The following is a 16895-nucleotide window of genomic DNA, read 5'->3' as shown; positions in this document are numbered from 1 at the left end:
ATTTATTATTAGGGGGATTCTTCTATGAAGAACAAAAAATGGCTTAAACTTTCTTTAGCAACAGCAATTACATTCAGTATCGGAAGCACTTCTATTCCACTAGCTTTCGCTGAAAGTTCTACAGATCCAGCACCAGAGATTGCTGCAAAAGTTGTAAATCAAAACAATGGGAAGAAAGTATTATTTGATAATACACACGGGCAAACAGCCGGTACAGCCGATTGGGTCATTGATGGTGGTTTTTCTGATTTTGGAAATGGTATTGCTAAAAACGGATATTTTGTAAAAGAGCTTCGCCAATCTACACCTATTACATATGAAAATTTAAAAGATTATCATGTATTTATCGTTCCTGAAGCAAATATTCCTTATAAAAAATCTGAACAAGATGCCATGTTACAGTATGTTAAAAATGGTGGTAGTATTTTCTTTATCGCAGATCATTATAATGCAGACCGAAATAAGAATCGTTGGGATTCTTCAGAGGTATTTAATGGATACAGACGTGGTGCATGGGACAACCCGGCAAAAGGGATGTCTAATGAAGAAGCAAACTCACCAGCAATGCAAGGAGTAGAAAGCTCCGATTGGTTATCCCAAAACTTTGGTATTCGCTTTCGCTATAATGCGCTTGGAGATGTTTCTGCCAAAAATATTGTATCACCTGAACAATCCTTTGGTATTACAAAAGGGATTTCATCAGTAGCTATGCATGCTGGTTCTACACTTGCCATTACAAACCCTAAATTAGCGAAAGGAATCGTATATCTTCCAGAAAACCCATCAAAATGGAATAGCGCTGTTGATAGCGGTGTTTATAATGGTGGCGGTATTGCAGAAGGTCCTTATGCTGCAATTGCTAAAGTTGGCCTTGGAAAAGCAGCCTTTATTGGTGATTCTTCTCCTGTTGAGGATGCCTCACCAAAATATGTTCGTGAAGATACAGGACAAGCAAAAAAAACATATGATGGATATAAAGAAGAAAATGACGCTATTCTATTGGAAAACATTGTTAATTGGTTATCTAAACCAGAAACTTATACAAGTTTAGATCAAGTAAATGGCCTACAACTTGATAATCCAACACCTTTACAAACATTTGAGCAACCTAATTTATCAACTGAGCCACAACCAGAACCTTGGAGCGCTCCAAATCAAGGATATCAATGGTTCAATACAAATACATTTAAGCCTGGTTCTTATGGATATAAGGGAACTGTAACAACTAGCGATTATACAGTCATTCGCCCTAGTATTCTACCAAGCAACGAAGTATTTCAAATAAGACTTCAAGCAAACAATTTATTACCTAATGCGACATACAATAATTATTCTCTAGGGATTTTTACAACTGGAGGAACACAAATTGCGAAAGTACAAAATGAAAATGGTACTTGGCCTTCTACTTTTGGATATAGTAGTGTATTCTCTTTCACAACAAATAGCCTAGGTTTTGCTGAAAAAGTAGTAAATGTACAACTCGCACCGAATACAACTGGACAAGCCACTTTACGTCTTCGTCAAAATACAACGACAAAATATAATGAAGCTGTCACTATTAATAATAAATAGTAAAAAAGCAATCCTAAATGGATTGCTTTTTTTACTAATCACCTTTTTCTTTCGAGAAAAACATTCTAGAAATAACAATTCCTAGTCCACCAATAAGTAAGAATAATACTGCACGAATCATCATTGATACTTCTGGTAAATCCAAGAAGAATAACTTACTCACTGTCACAACTAACACAACTAATCCGGCGTATAATATTTCATTCATTCCTCTATTACGCCCAAACCAAACTGAAACTAAAGCATATATCATCCATGCAAGAGAGACAGGTACACTGATAATACTTCCGTCTGTTGAAAGAACCTCTCCTATTCTAGTAATCGTAATAAATACAAGTACCATAAAACTATATAACGTCATCGAATACACATATTTCCCAAAGCGTTTCAACATTGGTTTCACTTTCATCATTCCATAATAAAATGTTCCAACTAAAATGAGGTGGGCTACAAAAGCCGCTGACATGAATGTCTCAAATGGGCTAACAAGGGTTTGCAACATACCGATTACATAAATAACTCCACTAATATAAAACTTGATTTCTTGTTTTAATTTCGCAGAAGCAACGATACCTAAAAAACCTTGTAACATCAATACAATTGCTCCATTCACTAAACTAAATTCATATAAAATCGCTAAACTAAACGACCCCATCGCAAAACCAAATAAAAGATCTGTAAATGGCGATTTTTTATTTTTCATATAGTCAGCCACAAACATTACAGTGTGTACAATTGTACAAATTAACAATCCCCATGTTGTAAAGTCTGGAATTTTCACAATTGCCATAACGAAAAAGATAGCATTAGCACCAAATATCGCCATCCGGGGCTCGTAAATAAAGTTTTTATCAATAAACATATGCCAAAACAACATAATATGAATCAATCCATAAACAATCGTTAATTGCACTTGTAAATGACCTAATAATACTGTCATAATCACAAAAAAGAAAAACGTTACAAGCACAGCAACACTGTAAGACACCACATATAAATATTGATAGCGATTTTTATACGCATACCATAATAAACTAATCGTTAACACCGTTTCATATCCAAAGAAAATGTAAGAATTAGGTGTTGTACTATTTAATAAAAACGGTACAAAAAAGGCGCCTACAGATACAAATATAGCGAGATACTCTGATTGATATCGCTTAGCTAAATAGATACCGAGTATAATCCAAATAATGTTGAATATAAATGCCATCATTGCCGGAAAGAAATGATACAAATAATGTGCAGCGAATGTCGTTAAAACAATGCCTGTAATACTTCCTCCAGCTAATACCAAACCTAACGCTTGACGTTCTTTTTTTATTTGTATATCACCTACATAATACAAAGCAACTGATAATGCTACGCCAAATACAATACGAATTGCTGGAGTAAGTAATCCTGCATCTACCCCCGCTTTAAATAGCCAAATTACCCCAAGTAGCATAATTGCAACGAAAATTCGTGGTAGCCATGTTTGACAAAATTTTATAATGTCAAATGGTTCAGGCTTAAACGCAGATATATCCACCTGCTTTATCTCCGGTTCCGTCACACTTTCTTGGCTAATGACTCTTTCTTCTTGTCGTACATTTTGCACAGGGATACTAACATCTTGTTTCTTCTCAATAGGTTCCTTTACTTGTTGAACTCTTTCTTCTTCCATTTCTCTTTGCTGTGCTTTTAACTCATAGAGCGTCTCCTGCAATGTATCAATTGCTGTTTCTAGAGCTTCTATTTTTTTACCCAAATCTTGTTTCATTTTCTCCCCCCTCTGATCATGCTGTTAAAATAGTAGAATGCATTATAACAATTGGATAAATTACCAGTTATTTATATAATACTCCTAATCTATTCATTTTTTAATAAAATTCCCCTAATAATCTCCAGTTTCTGCTATTATAGTAGCAAATGGCAATCCCTATTCTATTTTCATGAAAATTAAAACATAATGTTTATGAGGTGTTTGTTTGAAACCGCCAATTTGGAATCATCGTTCAAAAAAGAAAATTCGTGGTTTAAGGAGAGTATGCCGCAATTTTTTAAAATCTACCATCGCACATACAAGTTCTTTACCAAATGCGACTGAAACATCTTCTTTAGGTTGCTGGTCTATCCATCTTCCCATCAATCCTTCTTATATGAATTCAAAACGTAAATCAAACTCGATGAAACGATTTTATTTACAGACCGCAATCAATCAAGTAGAGCATTTCATTCATATGAAAACTAAAGTTGAAAAGGAGTATCGTATTTATTTGGGTGTCTCTTTTCCGAACTTACACACTTCTAATATCTTCATTGTATTTAGTAAGCAAGGGATCGAACGATTTTTTGAAGGCTTTCTAAGTGGATACATGGACGGACCACAGTGGATTCCATTACTACAAGAACGCGATATTGAAAAAGAATTTGGCTTACATATACCTAAAGAATTACAGGTAAAAGGCTACAGAGAAATTTTTACTGACGATAATTACAATGACAAAGAAATATGGTTTATAGGCGAATTAAATTAAACAAAAAAGGCGTTTTCCAATATAGAAAACACCTTTTTCTTTTAATTTTTTTTATTGATACAAATACTGGCAATCATTCCTAAACAGCCACCTACAATCGCTGGAATAATCCATCCTACTCCTTCTGTATACAAAGGAATGTTTTCTAATATAGGCGTCCATTTTGAAAGTAACACGTTTCGATTTAAAATATCTATCCCGCTAAACACTGCTACAAATCCAATTGTCATTGGATATATATACGTATACTTATTAATATACTTATGAAATAGTCCTAAAATAATAAGTGTTAAAGCAATCGGATAAATAAACCCAAGAATAGGAACTGATACTTTTAAAATTTGTGTTAATCCTAGGTTAGCAAGAATCATACTAACTACACTCAAGACAAAAGCCCACACTTTATAAGATACTTTCGGAAATACTTCTGCAAAAAACTGACTACAAGATGTAACAAGTCCAATCGATACACATAAACAAGCAACAGTAAAAATAATTCCTAATAATACCATGCCGCCCTGTCCAAATAATGTAGTCATAATATGAGCTAATACTTGTGCTCCATTATCGAACTTTCCAAGCGAACCACTTATTGATCCAACATATCCCAAAATGACATAAATAAGAGATAATAAAAGACCAGCACCGATACCTGCCATGCTCATATACTTTGCTAGTCCTTTTTCATCTTGTACTCCTTTAGCACGCAAAGTATTTGCCATAACAATTCCAAAGATTAATGCCGCTAAAGCATCCATTGTTAAATATCCATCTAAAAAACCTTGAAATACTGGAGCGTGTCCGTAGTTCCCTACTGGTGCTTGAACATCTCCTGCTGGTGTAATCATACTCTTTATAAAGATAAGAGCAATCATACACAATAATAAGGGTGTTAATATCTTTCCAAACAGCCCCATCAATTTTGATGGTGATAAACTTAGCCAATATACAATACTAAAAAAGATGACCGTGTAAATGAGTAGTAATACACTACTAGTCTCTGGGAAGAACTGACCTGGCCCCATTTCAAAAGCTAAACTCCCGGCACGTGGTATACCAAGTCCAGGACCGATAAACAAATAAATTAAACATGGAAAAATAATTGCAAAGGAAGAATGTACACGATTGGCCAATCCTTGAAAACTTCCGGCTTTAGCAATTGCCATTACACCTAATATCGGAAGTCCAGTTGCTGATATAATAAAGCCGAACAATGCAATCCACACATGTTCCCCCGCTTCATATCCAAGGAAAGGTGGAAAAATTAGATTTCCAGCTCCGAAAAACATGGAAAATAACATCAGGCTCATAAGCAAAATTTCTTTTTTCTGTAGTGATTTCATTTCTTTCTCCTTCTTTACTTTCATATAAAGTAGAATCCTTTTCAGCCTATATAAATCCCATTTTAATTTTTCAACATATAGCCGCTACGCCTAATAAAAGATGATTCGCACTCCTCTTCTCCCCTCTAAAAAGGGAAGTATATAACTCGATTTTGATTTTCCAACATATTAGTTGCGGCTATGTAAACAAAAGCAGACCTTCACTCATTTTCTCCTTTTGTTTTACTCGGCATGGGGCTAAAAAGAATCCTGACCGCTTCTATGCATAGACGGATGCTCTCTTCCCGCCTAAAAAAGAAAGGTTTTATATGGTTTTTCAATTTCTTGCACTTATATGCTAGAACAAACATAGTCCATAGTCTATCACAAAAGAAATCCTCATTCTATATCTGCTCTGTTTTCCAATTTCTTCTGAAAAATCGACCTTTATTGACATCCAATAGTTAATAAAGTAAAATATTAAACAAACAAAACTATTCACTTTGTTTTTGTTTGTGTCAGGAGGAAACTTAAATGGAATCAGCGATACAACTTGAAAGGAAACAACAACGAAACAAAAAACATCCTCCAGGTTTATACTTACTCTTCTTCACAGAAATGTGGGAACGATTTAGTTACTATGGATTACGAGGATTACTAACATTATATTTAACGACAGCTTTAGTAAGCGGCGGTCTTGGGTTTAGTCCAGGGTGGGCACTTTCCATCTATGGATTTTATACTGGAGCATGTTATTTTACTCCAATGATTGGCGGATACTTAACTGACCGTTTTCTAGGAAAACGCTTAGCTATAACAATAGGCGGCGTAACAATGGCAATCGGTAACCTTACACTATTTGCCCTACAAAACCAGGTTGGCCTATACCTTGGACTGGCGCTTATTATTATTGGTAATGGTTTCTTTAAACCAAATATTTCTACGCTTGTTGGAGAATTGTATGAGGAACATGATCCAAAACGCGATAGTGCATTTACGATTTTCTACATGGGTATTAACGTCGGTTCATTTTTAGCTCCACTCGTTTGTGGATTTTTATCAGAAAATTTATTCAAAACAACAGTAGATGGCGTTGTTCATTATGGTTTCCGTTACGGATTCTTAGCCGCTTCAATCGGTATGATTATTGGACAAGTTTTATTCACAACACTATCTAATCGCTTCCTTGGCGATATCGGAAAAAAACCAACAAGAGATTTACAAGCACCATCCGGCGAACAAACAGCTGGTAATACACCACTTACAAAAAAAGAAAAACAGCATACAGCGGTTATCATTATTCTAACTTGCTTCGTTGTCTTCTTTTGGGCTGGTTTTGAACAAGCTGGTAGTTCACTAACGCTATATACAAACAAGTTTGTTGATCGTTCTGTATTCGGGTGGGAGATCCCAACATCTTGGTTCCAATCGGTCAATCCACTGTTTATCATTTTGCTTGCTCCTGCTATTTCAGCACTATGGGCTAAGCTTGCTACAACAAAACGTGGAGATTTAAAAATCCCAACAAAAATGGGACTCGGTATGATTTTACTTGGAATTGGTTATATGGTTCTAGTGGTTGCCACATTAAAAACAGGTAGTGACGAACATAATATTACAGAGAAAGCAAACCTATTATTCATTGTCTTTACTTACCTTTTCCATACATTAGGTGAATTGTTTTTATCACCTGTTGGATTATCAATGGTCAGTGCCCTTGCACCAGTAAAACTCGCTTCATTACTAATGGGCGTTTGGTTGGCTGGTTCAGGAATTGCCAATATTTTAGGTGGTCAACTCGCTAGTTTTACAACTTCACTTGGCTATTCAGAAGTATTTACAGTCATTGGCGTTGTAGCTATTTTCTTAGGTTGTATATTACTATTACTTTCAAAAAAATTAGTAAAATGGATGGACTAAAAAAGCTGAGGGATTGCCCCTCAGCTTTTTTGTTTAACCTTTTATCCCGCCTTAACGGGCAGTAAGACTCCCATCAACTACCCGTTAAGGCCCAATTAATGAGAGCTAATAATCAGCGGGGAATGAAGCCCCCTTCACTGATTAAAGTTTCACTTTATTTTTTTCGCTTTTACAAACTCTCCTGTAACAACAAAACGCTTTGAGTTATCCGATACAGATACACATGTAATAAGCGTTACTTCCGTTTTCCCATGGTTTTCAACGACTTCCCATTTATCAGGCGTTACTTCTGATACATTCGTCACAGTGTACTCATATTCATTTTCATTATCATATAAATAGATTTTATCGTTCTTTTTTAATGTTGATAAATCACTGAATAGGACGCCTTTTTTAGACATATTATGCCCTGCTAATGCATAATTTTCTTTTCCCATCTCTTGCTTCTCTTTAACAGTTGCTGCTCCTGATAATAAGTTTTTCTCAGTAGAAGCATTTAAAATAGGTAAACTTAATGAAATACTCGGAATTTCAATACGACCAATTACTTGTTTTTTATCTAACGATGCATTCGCAACTTCCGCTAAATTTGGTTGTTCAATTTTAGATGCATCTACAAATTTTGTTTCATGCTTTTCGTATTCCATTTTCTGAACAGCTTGTACATTTTCTGTTTGCTTCTTCTCTGCCTTATATCCGTCATAAAATGGCTTACCGATTAAGATACCACCTACAACAAATAAAAGAATTGCTAGTATACTATATATTCTTCGTTTATTCATACATAATCCCTTTCCTTTACAGAATCTTACTTCTATATAAGATGATAAAGTAAGATGACTATATGTACAAGTCTAAGACGAAAAGAAGAAGCCACTTTATTAACTTATCCCGTTATTTGGTCGCGATAAGTCAGTCTTCCCGCATCACTTTATATGATAAAAACTTAACACTCCATCTACTTCATCTGCACTCACAAATAAATCTCGACCATTTATTTTATGAATTCCTTCTGGTGCCGCTCCTGCTGATGGCGCAATTCCAATGTATACCGGGAACATTGGAATTGTCATATCGAAGAACAATACAGCATTCGCTCTTTCAGCCGCCACTGCTAAAATCGGATTTCCTTTTATCTTACCAATTGTCACATTTTCGACTTCACTTCCCCGATTTTCACTTCTATTATCAAGATATAGGCCAGCAGCCGCTACTTTTTCATCAATAAGATTCATACTATCGTATACAAGATATCCAGTCTGACTCCATACAGAAATATTTCTTCCTCCTGATTTCACACCATCCTTAAATTCATTTTTACCAAGGTCCCCTTCATTAGCAGTAATAAGAAATTCTCCTGATGGATCCCATGTCACACCATCTGGTTCTAGGCGTGCAGTTATCTCATCTTGAAAAGATATGGTGCCATCCTTTTTTAAATCTGTTTTATGTGTTGTCGTGCCAAGGCCAAATATATTTTCAATTCGTTTTTCTGCAATATTGACAATTGCCACCGCATTATTTTCTTGTAATGTGACAGCTGCTTTATCTCCTTTTGGATTAATCGCAACATACTCTGGCTGTGGATCATGCTTATAGATCGCTCCATTACCAATGTTACTCATATGGATTGGCAGCTCGACATGTTCCCCGCGCATAACATCACCATCAGGGAATGTAATCATAGAAATACTTCCTGGTCGTTTCGTTTTTTTCATATTTACTTCATTATCATCATTTGGATCGTTTTCTTCATCTTCATTACAAATAATAAGTGTTCTTCCATCTGCTGCTAACGCTACTGAATCTGGTCCTACACCTACTTCATACGTTTTTACCACTCTCTGCGCTGCTAAATCCACTACCGCCACTTGTCCTTTATTTGCATCATATAAGTTATCTCCAGTTCGAAAAGCGGCCAATGCGTGCTTTCCGTCTGGTGTCACAGTTACACTCGTTACTTCCGCTTCTGAATGAATGTCTTTAAAACTCACATTTCCTAATACTTTTATATTTTCTAAATCTGCAATTGATAGTATTTGAATTTGACCTAAATCAGCTTCTGTAACAACTAGTGTATTCCCATCAGGCGTTGATGCTGTAATTTCAGCCTTCTTACTAGGCATTTGAAACGAGGCAATCCGATTAATCTTTGTATCCTTATGTTTTTTACCAATAAAGTCCGTCACCATCTGTTCCACTTTCCCGCGGTATGCAGGGTTAGATATACTCCCCTTTGGTAACGTCTCTATTGTATTCACAATCCGCTCTGTATCCTTTTCTAATGTTTCTGCATGTACATTACTTCCTGTCCATAATACACTTGCAATTATTACGCCATATACCAATACCTTCTTTTTCATTTTCCCACTCCCTTTATTCAATAAATCTAATTCCTATCATAAAAAGCATTTGTAAATCTTCACTTCGACATGCGTTAATTTTTTGTAAAAAATAGGATGCTTTATTACTAAAAAAAGACGTGCACGTGGCACGTCTTTAAGCAATTTTATTTCGATAAAGTGATATATGGAATACGGTCATTTGTATAAAGAAGATGAAAAATACAACATATAATGGGTATGCAGGAATATACGGGGTTACAATCGGATATATAACAAGCAATGCAGCTCCAATCGGTATAACAAACCAAAGCGCTATAAAAGTCGTACGACATGCTTTTGCTGTAATGACTTCTTCGCGCTCATCATCTTGTGGAAATAAAAGAGGAAACATCCAAAAAGATAATTTCTTATATTTCTTTTTTTGAACTTTATAAAAAATAGTTGATACAATCGCTACAATCAATAACAATAAAAACGGTGTAAGACTCATTGATATTTCAAATGGTACTTTCTCTGTTTGAATAATATTTGCAAATTCCACCTCAAAATAATAGAGTTCAATAAATGCCCAACTAGCCAATCCAATAAATAACACATTCACCACATACGACAACATGATTCTATTCATCTTTTTCTCCCTCCTTATTTAAAACAAACACACCCTCCATCTTTAAATCAAATACATCACAAATCGTTAGCGCTAATAACAACGATGGAACGTAATCCCCCTTTTCAATTGCAGCAATCGTTTGCCTTGTTACACCAACCTTTTCAGCTAGTACGCTTTGCGTGAAGTTAAAACGGGCTCTTAGCTCCTTTACTCTATTACAAATGGTCAATTTTACCACCTCTCACCATCATTGTATGCTAAACTTTACAAAATGTAAACTCGACTTAACATTAAAATTTACAAAAAAATCCAACTTCACATATTGTAAAGTTGGATTTGATTTTCAATTATAAAATTACAACACGAACTGTTCTTCTACCCCAAGCACTAGATGAACCTTTATCTGGCATTAATACATCTATTCTATGACCTTTAATTGCACCACCAGTATCGCCTGCAATTGCGGTTCCATACCCTTCAACATATACACGAGAACCTAGCGGGATAACTCTTGGATCTACAGCAATTAACTTCATTCCTGGGTTTGCAGTTAAATCATGTCCCATTGCTGAATGCACATGTTCACCTGATTTGTAACCATTTTCCGATGGATCCGCTGTATAAGCAGTCGCTTCTACATAAATTTCACGCCCGCCTTGTCCTGGCTTCTGATCAGGTTTTGTCTCTGGTTTTGGAGCTGGTGCCGGCTGTGATTTATTCACGGCAGGTTCAGTTGGGTTTGATTCTGGCTTTGATTCTGGCTTTGAAACAGCCTCTTTTTCTACTTCCGCTCTTGCTCTTTCCTCTTCTTCCCTTGCAGCTTTTGCATCCGCTTCTGCTTTTGCACGAGCTTCTTCTGCTAATCTTGCTGCTTCTTGCTCACGAGCAATCGTTTCTTGGACTTCTTTCATATTTGCTTCAATTTTCGCTTTTTCTTGTTCAGCTAAATTAATTTGTCCTGCAAGTTGATTATATTTTGTCTGTACAGCTTGTAAGTTTTCTTGACGTTTTTTCAAGTTTTCTTGTAAAGTTGCTTGTGCTTTTGCTAATTTTTGTTTATCTACTTCTAAAGATGCTTCTTTTTCGTCAATTGCTTTTTTATCTTCTTCAATTTGACGAAGATCTTGTTCTTGAAGACGTAAAATCTCTTTATCTGCCTCTAGGATTGTAGATACTGCCGTCACACGTTGTAAGAAATCAGCAAAATTCTTTGATTCTACTACAACTTCTACTACTAAACTTGTATTTGAGCTATTTTGAACAGAAACCATACGTTTTTTCATAATATCTTTACGAGCAAGTACCTTATCTTCTAAAACGATAATTTCTTGCTTTTTCTGTTCAATTTGCTTATGTGTTTCATCAATTTTGAGTTGAATAGCAGCCTGTTCCTCTTTGTTTTTTGTAATTGTTTTATTTAAATTATGTAGTTCACTTTCGATACCTTGTATTTCTTTATTAACAGCTTGCTTCTCTTGTTCTTTTTGCTGAATATCATTGTTATTCTGCTGCAATTGCTGCTGCATGTTGTTTAGTTTCTCGTCGTTTGACTCAGCTTTGACAGCAACTGTACTAGAAAGACCAATAATTCCTGCTAATACTAGACTACTGATTCGCTTAAAATAGTTCATAATCCGACTCCCTTCTCATACAGTTATACATGATTTATTTTACAGTTTCTTTACAAACTCATTAAATACACTTTATTTTTCATGACAAATAATAAAAACAAACTGTAACATGTAATAAACTCTTAACTTTTAACAACTTATTTTCATACAAATCTTACAAAGGCCTAGATTCGTATATTAGAAACAACAGATTACATGACATTGAAAACATTGTCAAATCTTGCATAAATTGCAGCGATACATAAATGAGTCTTCTGGCAACATATGACAATCTGCTACAAATTCGCTTCACGCTTATCTTTTCTTATATTTTAGAGTGAATTTTTGTTTATTTCGATTCCTCATCAATTTAAAAATATTCCTGTTAGCTTAGATGATTTATCACTAAGTATTATGGGCATTATAGAAGATTCAGCTTAAAAATCCTTCTCTTTCTATTGTGTCATCGCGGGTACACTCACGATTATTTTCCTATAAAAAATTTGTCGTCTTCCTTTTATTTACTTTAAATTTTCAGAATAGTATAATATTAAATATATATCATGCTTTAAAAATGAATTACGAACGGGATGAATCGATATTACAAACACACCCTAACCTCGTAAGAATAACAGGAGGGATTGCACATGTTATGACTGAAACAGGATACTCACTCTAATTTCTTATTACTAATACAAAAGGGGTGCAATCATGTTTATTGTTACAAAACTTATTCATATTAAATTTGGCTATGAAGAAAAAATAATTCGTTCTCTACAACAATACTATCCAAACCCTGGTACATACGGGTTTATTAATCTAGAATTTTCTCGTACGAAGCATACTGAACATGGAAATGAGTATATAGTTCGTATATTATGGAAAACGCAACAAGATTATCACGAGTGGATTTCTCAAAGAAAGGAAACCACCACTTTAACATGGAAACAACAATTCCAAAGCTGTATCCTTTCGGCAAAATCCAACGCTACGCATATTAAATATCCCCACTAAGAAGAGCCTTCTGCAAATTTGCAGTAAGGCTCTTCTTTCATCTATATACATCCAGTTTAAATTTTCAACCTATAAGTCATGGCTACGTCTAAACCAAAGTGACCCGTACTCATTTTCTATTTTTGTTTTAGTTTTAAGCTTAATATGGGGCTGAAAAATGTCCTGACCGTTTCTATGCATGGACGGATGCTCTCTCATCCCTAAAAAATAAGGGGTATGTTGCTTTTTAATTCAGATTCCCTTTCCGCCTCTAAAAATAAAGTTTGCTTTTACATTTTATTGAAGCTATAATAAAATCTTAATTTTTTCGAAAGGAGCCACATTTTGACAGCTTATTTATTTCCAATTAAAACAGCATTTATTCTATTTCCTTTTTTAGCAATGGTTCTATTGATTCCATTTCTAATATTTAATTACAGAAAATATGGCTATCTAAATAAATGGCGTTCTTTTATTTTATACTCTTTGCTTCTTTATTTGTTAAACGCCTATTTTCTTGTTGTCTTACCTCTACCGCAAACCTATGATACATGTAGCCTTCAGCCAGCTAACACACAGCACGTTCAGCTTGTACCGTTTTATTTCATTCAAGAAATTAGCAATCATACAGCAGCGATATTAGCAAAACCTGCTACCTATTTTTACTTATTAAAAGAATCTGCCTTTTTACAAGTCGCATTTAATGCCGTGTTAACGATTCCATTCGGCATATATTTACGTTACTATTTCCGCCGTAGTTTTTTACAAACAATCTTCTTTTCACTTTGTCTCTCACTATTTTTTGAAGTGACACAAGTGACTGGGTTATACGGTATATACAATTGTGCATATCGTTTATTTGATATCGATGATTTATTTTTAAATACACTTGGGGGAGCAATTGGTTATTTCATCGCGCCAATATTCACGTACTTCCTTCCTAAATCAAATGAATTAGATGCACATGTCGATTTAGCTACGAAACCAGTTGGATTTATCCGCCGCCTAATCGCACTCCAAATTGATTGGATTTTCTTATCCCTTGTTGTGCCAGGTATAAAAAATAAGGGGAATTCTATTTTCATTTCTAAAATGCAATCTTATACCAATCTATATGATCTTATTTTTATTACGTGTGCAGTCCTCGTCTACTTCATCATCATTCCGTATTTTATGAACGGAAAAACAATTGGTAAGGCGTTACTTCGTATTCATATAAAAGGAAGAAATGAACGAATTACATTAAAAGAATTATTCATTCGGTATGGACTGTTTTACTTTGTTCTCGGAGGAATTAACTATATTCTCTCTAGCAGTTCTATTTTAAATCATACGAATCCTTTAATTCTACTTGTTATATTATTATTCATGTTTGCAATTAACGGTATCTTTGTTATTCATTTTCTACTGCACGTATTTAGTCGTGATAAATTACTATTTTACGAACGAATGAGTCATACACGAAATGTAATTACACTCAAAAAAGCTGACAAATAATTTGTCAGCTTTTTTCATAAATAGAAAACATTTTTGCTACATATGGATTTAAAAACACTCCCATTGGATCTACCTTTTCTCTAGCTTCCAAGAAAGAGTTTAACTTTGGATAAACACATTGCAACTGTTCATATCGCATTGTATGCATTTTCCCCCAATGTGGACGTCCTTCATACTTTTGAAAAATACGTTCTATCGCTGTGAAGTACGCAGCATACTTCATTCCTTTATACATATGCACAGCGATATACGCTGAATCTCTTCCATAGGCAGTACTTATCCATATATCATCTCCCCTTACATAGCGACATTCAATTGGAAAATGAACTTGGAATTTCTTCTTTTCAATAAGACTGTAAATTTCCCCTACTACATCTTTCATATACTGCGCTGGGACACTATACTCCATTTCATAAAAACGAACATTACGAGATGTAGCAAATATTTGATAACTTGAACCAATTGTTTTTGCATTCGGCACTGCCTTTGCTGATAGCCTACTAACTCCCTTACTTATAGAAGGAAGTAACTTGCATCCTTTAGACAATAATGAAAAAATTATATTTTCAAGTAGTGCCGTCTTGAACTTATGCCACTTTAAATCTATCCCTTTAACTGTCGTTTCATTTGTAATTTTCACTTGAACATCATCTGAATACGGAAACACAAAAAATTCAAAATGACGATGCTGCTTATATTCCTCTAATTTGCTTATTACAGTAGATAACGATTCCTTTTTGCTTTCATAGATAAGTGAATAAGCTGGAATGACTTTTAATTTAACTTTTACAATAATTCCAAGCATACCAAGAGATAACTGAAATGCCTTCCAAAATTCAGGGTTTTCTTTCTCAGAACAAACAATAATTTCTCCAGATGCCAGCACAGCTGTAATTTCTACTACTTGTGTTGCCAAACTACCAAATTGAATACCTGTTCCATGCGTTCCTGTACTAAATGCTCCAGCAATAGATTGTGAATCAATATCTCCTAAATTCTCCTGCGCATATCCCTTTTCTTCCAACAGTTTTCCTAAGTTATACAACTTTGTTCCGGCCCATACTTCTACTATGAATGATTGTGAATCCACATCCAAAATCCCTTGTAGCTCATCTAAAGAAATTAAAATTTCTTCTGTTTGAACAAGAGGTGTAAAAGAATGACCTGATCCAACAACACGAATTCTCTTTCCCTGTTCTTTTGCAAACTTTACTACTTCTATTACATCTTGTATGCTTTTTGGGTACATCGTATATTGTGGATTTCCTTCTACATTCCCTGTCCAATTTCTCCATTTTTGCCCTTTTACAGAAAGCATTGACCATCCCCCCGGTATGTTGAATATTTCCCTATCACTTTGTTACCTGCAATACGATGTAACGATGAGAAACGCTCACATAGTTCTCCGGCTTTACTATGCCTAAATAACACGACATCCCCAACCGTTAGGTATTCTGAACCATCATAATAAACAGGCGTTTGTACTTCTCCAGCTCCTTCTAAAGCTAACAACTTCGCTCCACTTGGCTCCAAAATCTCCGGCTGTTTGTCTTTCCCAACTGATCCTGAAGCAATATATCCACCACCTAGGCAAGTATATATATGAGGGGCTGGTTGTCTAACAATTGGCAATGCAAATCCAGCAGCTGGTTCAAATTTAATATCTTTATAGTAATCAAAGAGTTTAGGAGAGTAAAAAGCCGAACCTATTGTAATCTCTGTAACAGATTCATCTTGCATTGTCGTTTGTATACTTCCTGTACCACCTCCATTTACAAAACGAAGTGCAATCCCTTGTTCTTGCACTGTTCGTACAATGCTCTGTCTGCGTTCCATCACTTCAAATACAGATTTTTTCTTTAAATAAGAAACTATTTTATTTTTAAAACCTTGCTTTGGTACATCGTCTCCAACTCCTGCAATCTGTGCTTCATAGCCCATTACACCGTCTATTTGTAAAACAGGAGATTGAATTGCTTTTTCAATAACGTCCAAAGCCTCAGCGGCAGTACGTATAGGAGAACGTCTAACACCAAAATGAAGCTGAAAAAAATGACTACTCATATCGATATCAATACAGATTCGAAAACGCCCACCTGTTTCCTCTGCAATTGTCTCTAAATAAGCAATATGTTCTACGCAATCTACCATACAAGTGATTATCAATCCTTGTTTTGTAAGCAAACTAATTTCTTGAAGTGCTTGTTCATCATGTATAGGGTACCCAAGCAACAAATCGTTAAATCCTTGTTTTATTAAAAATATTACTTCTCGTGGTGAAAAACACATAATGCCTTGAAAACAACGATTAGAGGCTAAAATTTTCTTCATCACTGGAACAGATCGTAATGATTTACTAGCAATACGAACTTTCTTTCCTTGGCACAATTGAACAATGGACTCAATATTTCTTTCTAACGCTTCTTCATCAAGAAATGCACATGGTAATGGGACCTTTTGAAATATGTTACGCTCCACATCGTTCTCTCCCCTTATATATATGTCTT

The 16895-nt window shown here is 35.0% G+C and carries 14 protein-coding genes; 5 read left to right on the top strand and 9 right to left on the bottom strand.

Annotated elements, in window-relative coordinates; all coding sequences use genetic code 11:
- Nucleotides 1-24: 24 nt before the first annotated feature.
- Nucleotides 25-1572 (top strand): DNA-binding protein, encoded by a 1548-nt coding sequence (locus tag M014_RS0117925; protein ID WP_026592954.1) that lies wholly within the window; start codon nt 25-27, stop codon nt 1570-1572.
- Between the two features lie 34 nt (nt 1573-1606).
- On the opposite strand, the gene M014_RS0117920 is transcribed toward M014_RS0117925, so the two are convergent.
- Entirely contained in the window at nt 1607-3334 is a 1728-nt protein-coding gene (locus tag M014_RS0117920) for a DUF2339 domain-containing protein (protein WP_026592953.1), read from the bottom strand.
- Nucleotides 3335-3542: 208 nt separating this feature from the next.
- Here M014_RS0117920 and M014_RS0117915 point away from each other — a divergent pair, with 208 nt between their 5' ends.
- Nucleotides 3543-4091, top strand: coding sequence for a DUF3916 domain-containing protein (locus M014_RS0117915; RefSeq protein WP_026592952.1), 549 nt, complete (start codon nt 3543-3545; stop codon nt 4089-4091).
- A gap of 41 nt (nt 4092-4132) precedes the next feature.
- Here M014_RS0117915 and brnQ1 read toward each other — a convergent pair whose 3' ends face one another.
- Nucleotides 4133-5434 (bottom strand): branched-chain amino acid transport system II carrier protein BrnQ1, encoded by a 1302-nt coding sequence (gene brnQ1, locus M014_RS0117910; RefSeq protein WP_098303266.1) that lies wholly within the window; start codon nt 5432-5434, stop codon nt 4133-4135.
- Between the two features lie 513 nt (nt 5435-5947).
- Between brnQ1 and M014_RS0117905 the strand changes: the two genes are divergently transcribed.
- Nucleotides 5948-7333 (top strand): peptide MFS transporter, encoded by a 1386-nt coding sequence (locus M014_RS0117905; RefSeq protein ID WP_026592950.1) that lies wholly within the window; start codon nt 5948-5950, stop codon nt 7331-7333.
- A 149-nt stretch (nt 7334-7482) separates the two neighbouring features.
- On the opposite strand, the gene M014_RS0117900 is transcribed toward M014_RS0117905, so the two are convergent.
- The 5 genes from M014_RS0117900 to M014_RS0117880 all read right to left on the bottom strand — a co-directional run bounded on the left by M014_RS0117900 (nt 7483) and on the right by M014_RS0117880 (nt 11919).
- Nucleotides 7483-8115, bottom strand: a complete 633-nt coding sequence (locus M014_RS0117900) for a class A sortase (RefSeq protein ID WP_026592949.1) — start codon at nt 8113-8115, stop codon at nt 7483-7485.
- Between the two features lie 144 nt (nt 8116-8259).
- Nucleotides 8260-9696: a choice-of-anchor I domain-containing protein gene (locus tag M014_RS0117895; protein WP_035415342.1), complete on the bottom strand. Its 1437-nt coding sequence runs from the start codon at nt 9694-9696 to the stop codon at nt 8260-8262.
- A 136-nt stretch (nt 9697-9832) separates the two neighbouring features.
- On the bottom strand, nt 9833-10306 hold the full coding sequence (locus tag M014_RS0117890; RefSeq protein ID WP_026592947.1) for a hypothetical protein: 474 nt from the start codon (nt 10304-10306) through the stop codon (nt 9833-9835).
- On the bottom strand, nt 10299-10526 hold the full coding sequence (locus M014_RS0117885; protein ID WP_081811078.1) for a helix-turn-helix transcriptional regulator: 228 nt from the start codon (nt 10524-10526) through the stop codon (nt 10299-10301). The genes M014_RS0117890 and M014_RS0117885 overlap by 8 nt, the downstream gene beginning before the upstream one ends.
- Nucleotides 10527-10635: 109 nt before the next feature.
- Nucleotides 10636-11919, bottom strand: a complete 1284-nt coding sequence (locus M014_RS0117880; protein WP_026592945.1) for a 3D domain-containing protein — start codon at nt 11917-11919, stop codon at nt 10636-10638.
- Between the two features lie 690 nt (nt 11920-12609).
- Between M014_RS0117880 and M014_RS0117875 the strand changes: the two genes are divergently transcribed.
- Together M014_RS0117875 and M014_RS0117870 are read left to right on the top strand one after the other, a co-directional pair.
- Nucleotides 12610-12912: a hypothetical protein gene (locus M014_RS0117875; RefSeq protein WP_026592944.1), complete on the top strand. Its 303-nt coding sequence runs from the start codon at nt 12610-12612 to the stop codon at nt 12910-12912.
- A gap of 324 nt (nt 12913-13236) precedes the next feature.
- The gene (locus M014_RS0117870) at nt 13237-14388 is read left to right on the top strand and encodes a VanZ family protein (RefSeq protein WP_026592943.1); all 1152 of its coding nucleotides are present in this window, start codon (nt 13237-13239) and stop codon (nt 14386-14388) included.
- A gap of 4 nt (nt 14389-14392) precedes the next feature.
- Here the strand turns inward: M014_RS0117870 and M014_RS0117865 are convergent, their stop codons facing one another.
- Both M014_RS0117865 and M014_RS0117860 read right to left on the bottom strand, forming a co-directional pair.
- On the bottom strand, nt 14393-15706 hold the full coding sequence (locus M014_RS0117865) for a D-arabinono-1,4-lactone oxidase (RefSeq protein ID WP_026592942.1): 1314 nt from the start codon (nt 15704-15706) through the stop codon (nt 14393-14395).
- A complete protein-coding gene (locus M014_RS0117860; RefSeq protein WP_026592941.1) occupies nt 15694-16866 on the bottom strand; it encodes an amino acid deaminase/aldolase in 1173 nt (390 codons plus the stop codon). Before M014_RS0117860 ends, M014_RS0117865 begins: the two co-directional genes overlap by 13 nt.
- Nucleotides 16867-16895 lie beyond the last annotated feature (29 nt).

Origin of the sequence: Bacillus sp. UNC437CL72CviS29, assembly GCF_000482345.1 — a bacterium.
In the GTDB taxonomy this organism is placed as follows: Bacteria; Bacillota; Bacilli; order Bacillales; family Bacillaceae_G; genus Bacillus_A; species Bacillus_A arachidis.
This window is presented reverse-complemented; position numbering and strand designations above follow the sequence as displayed.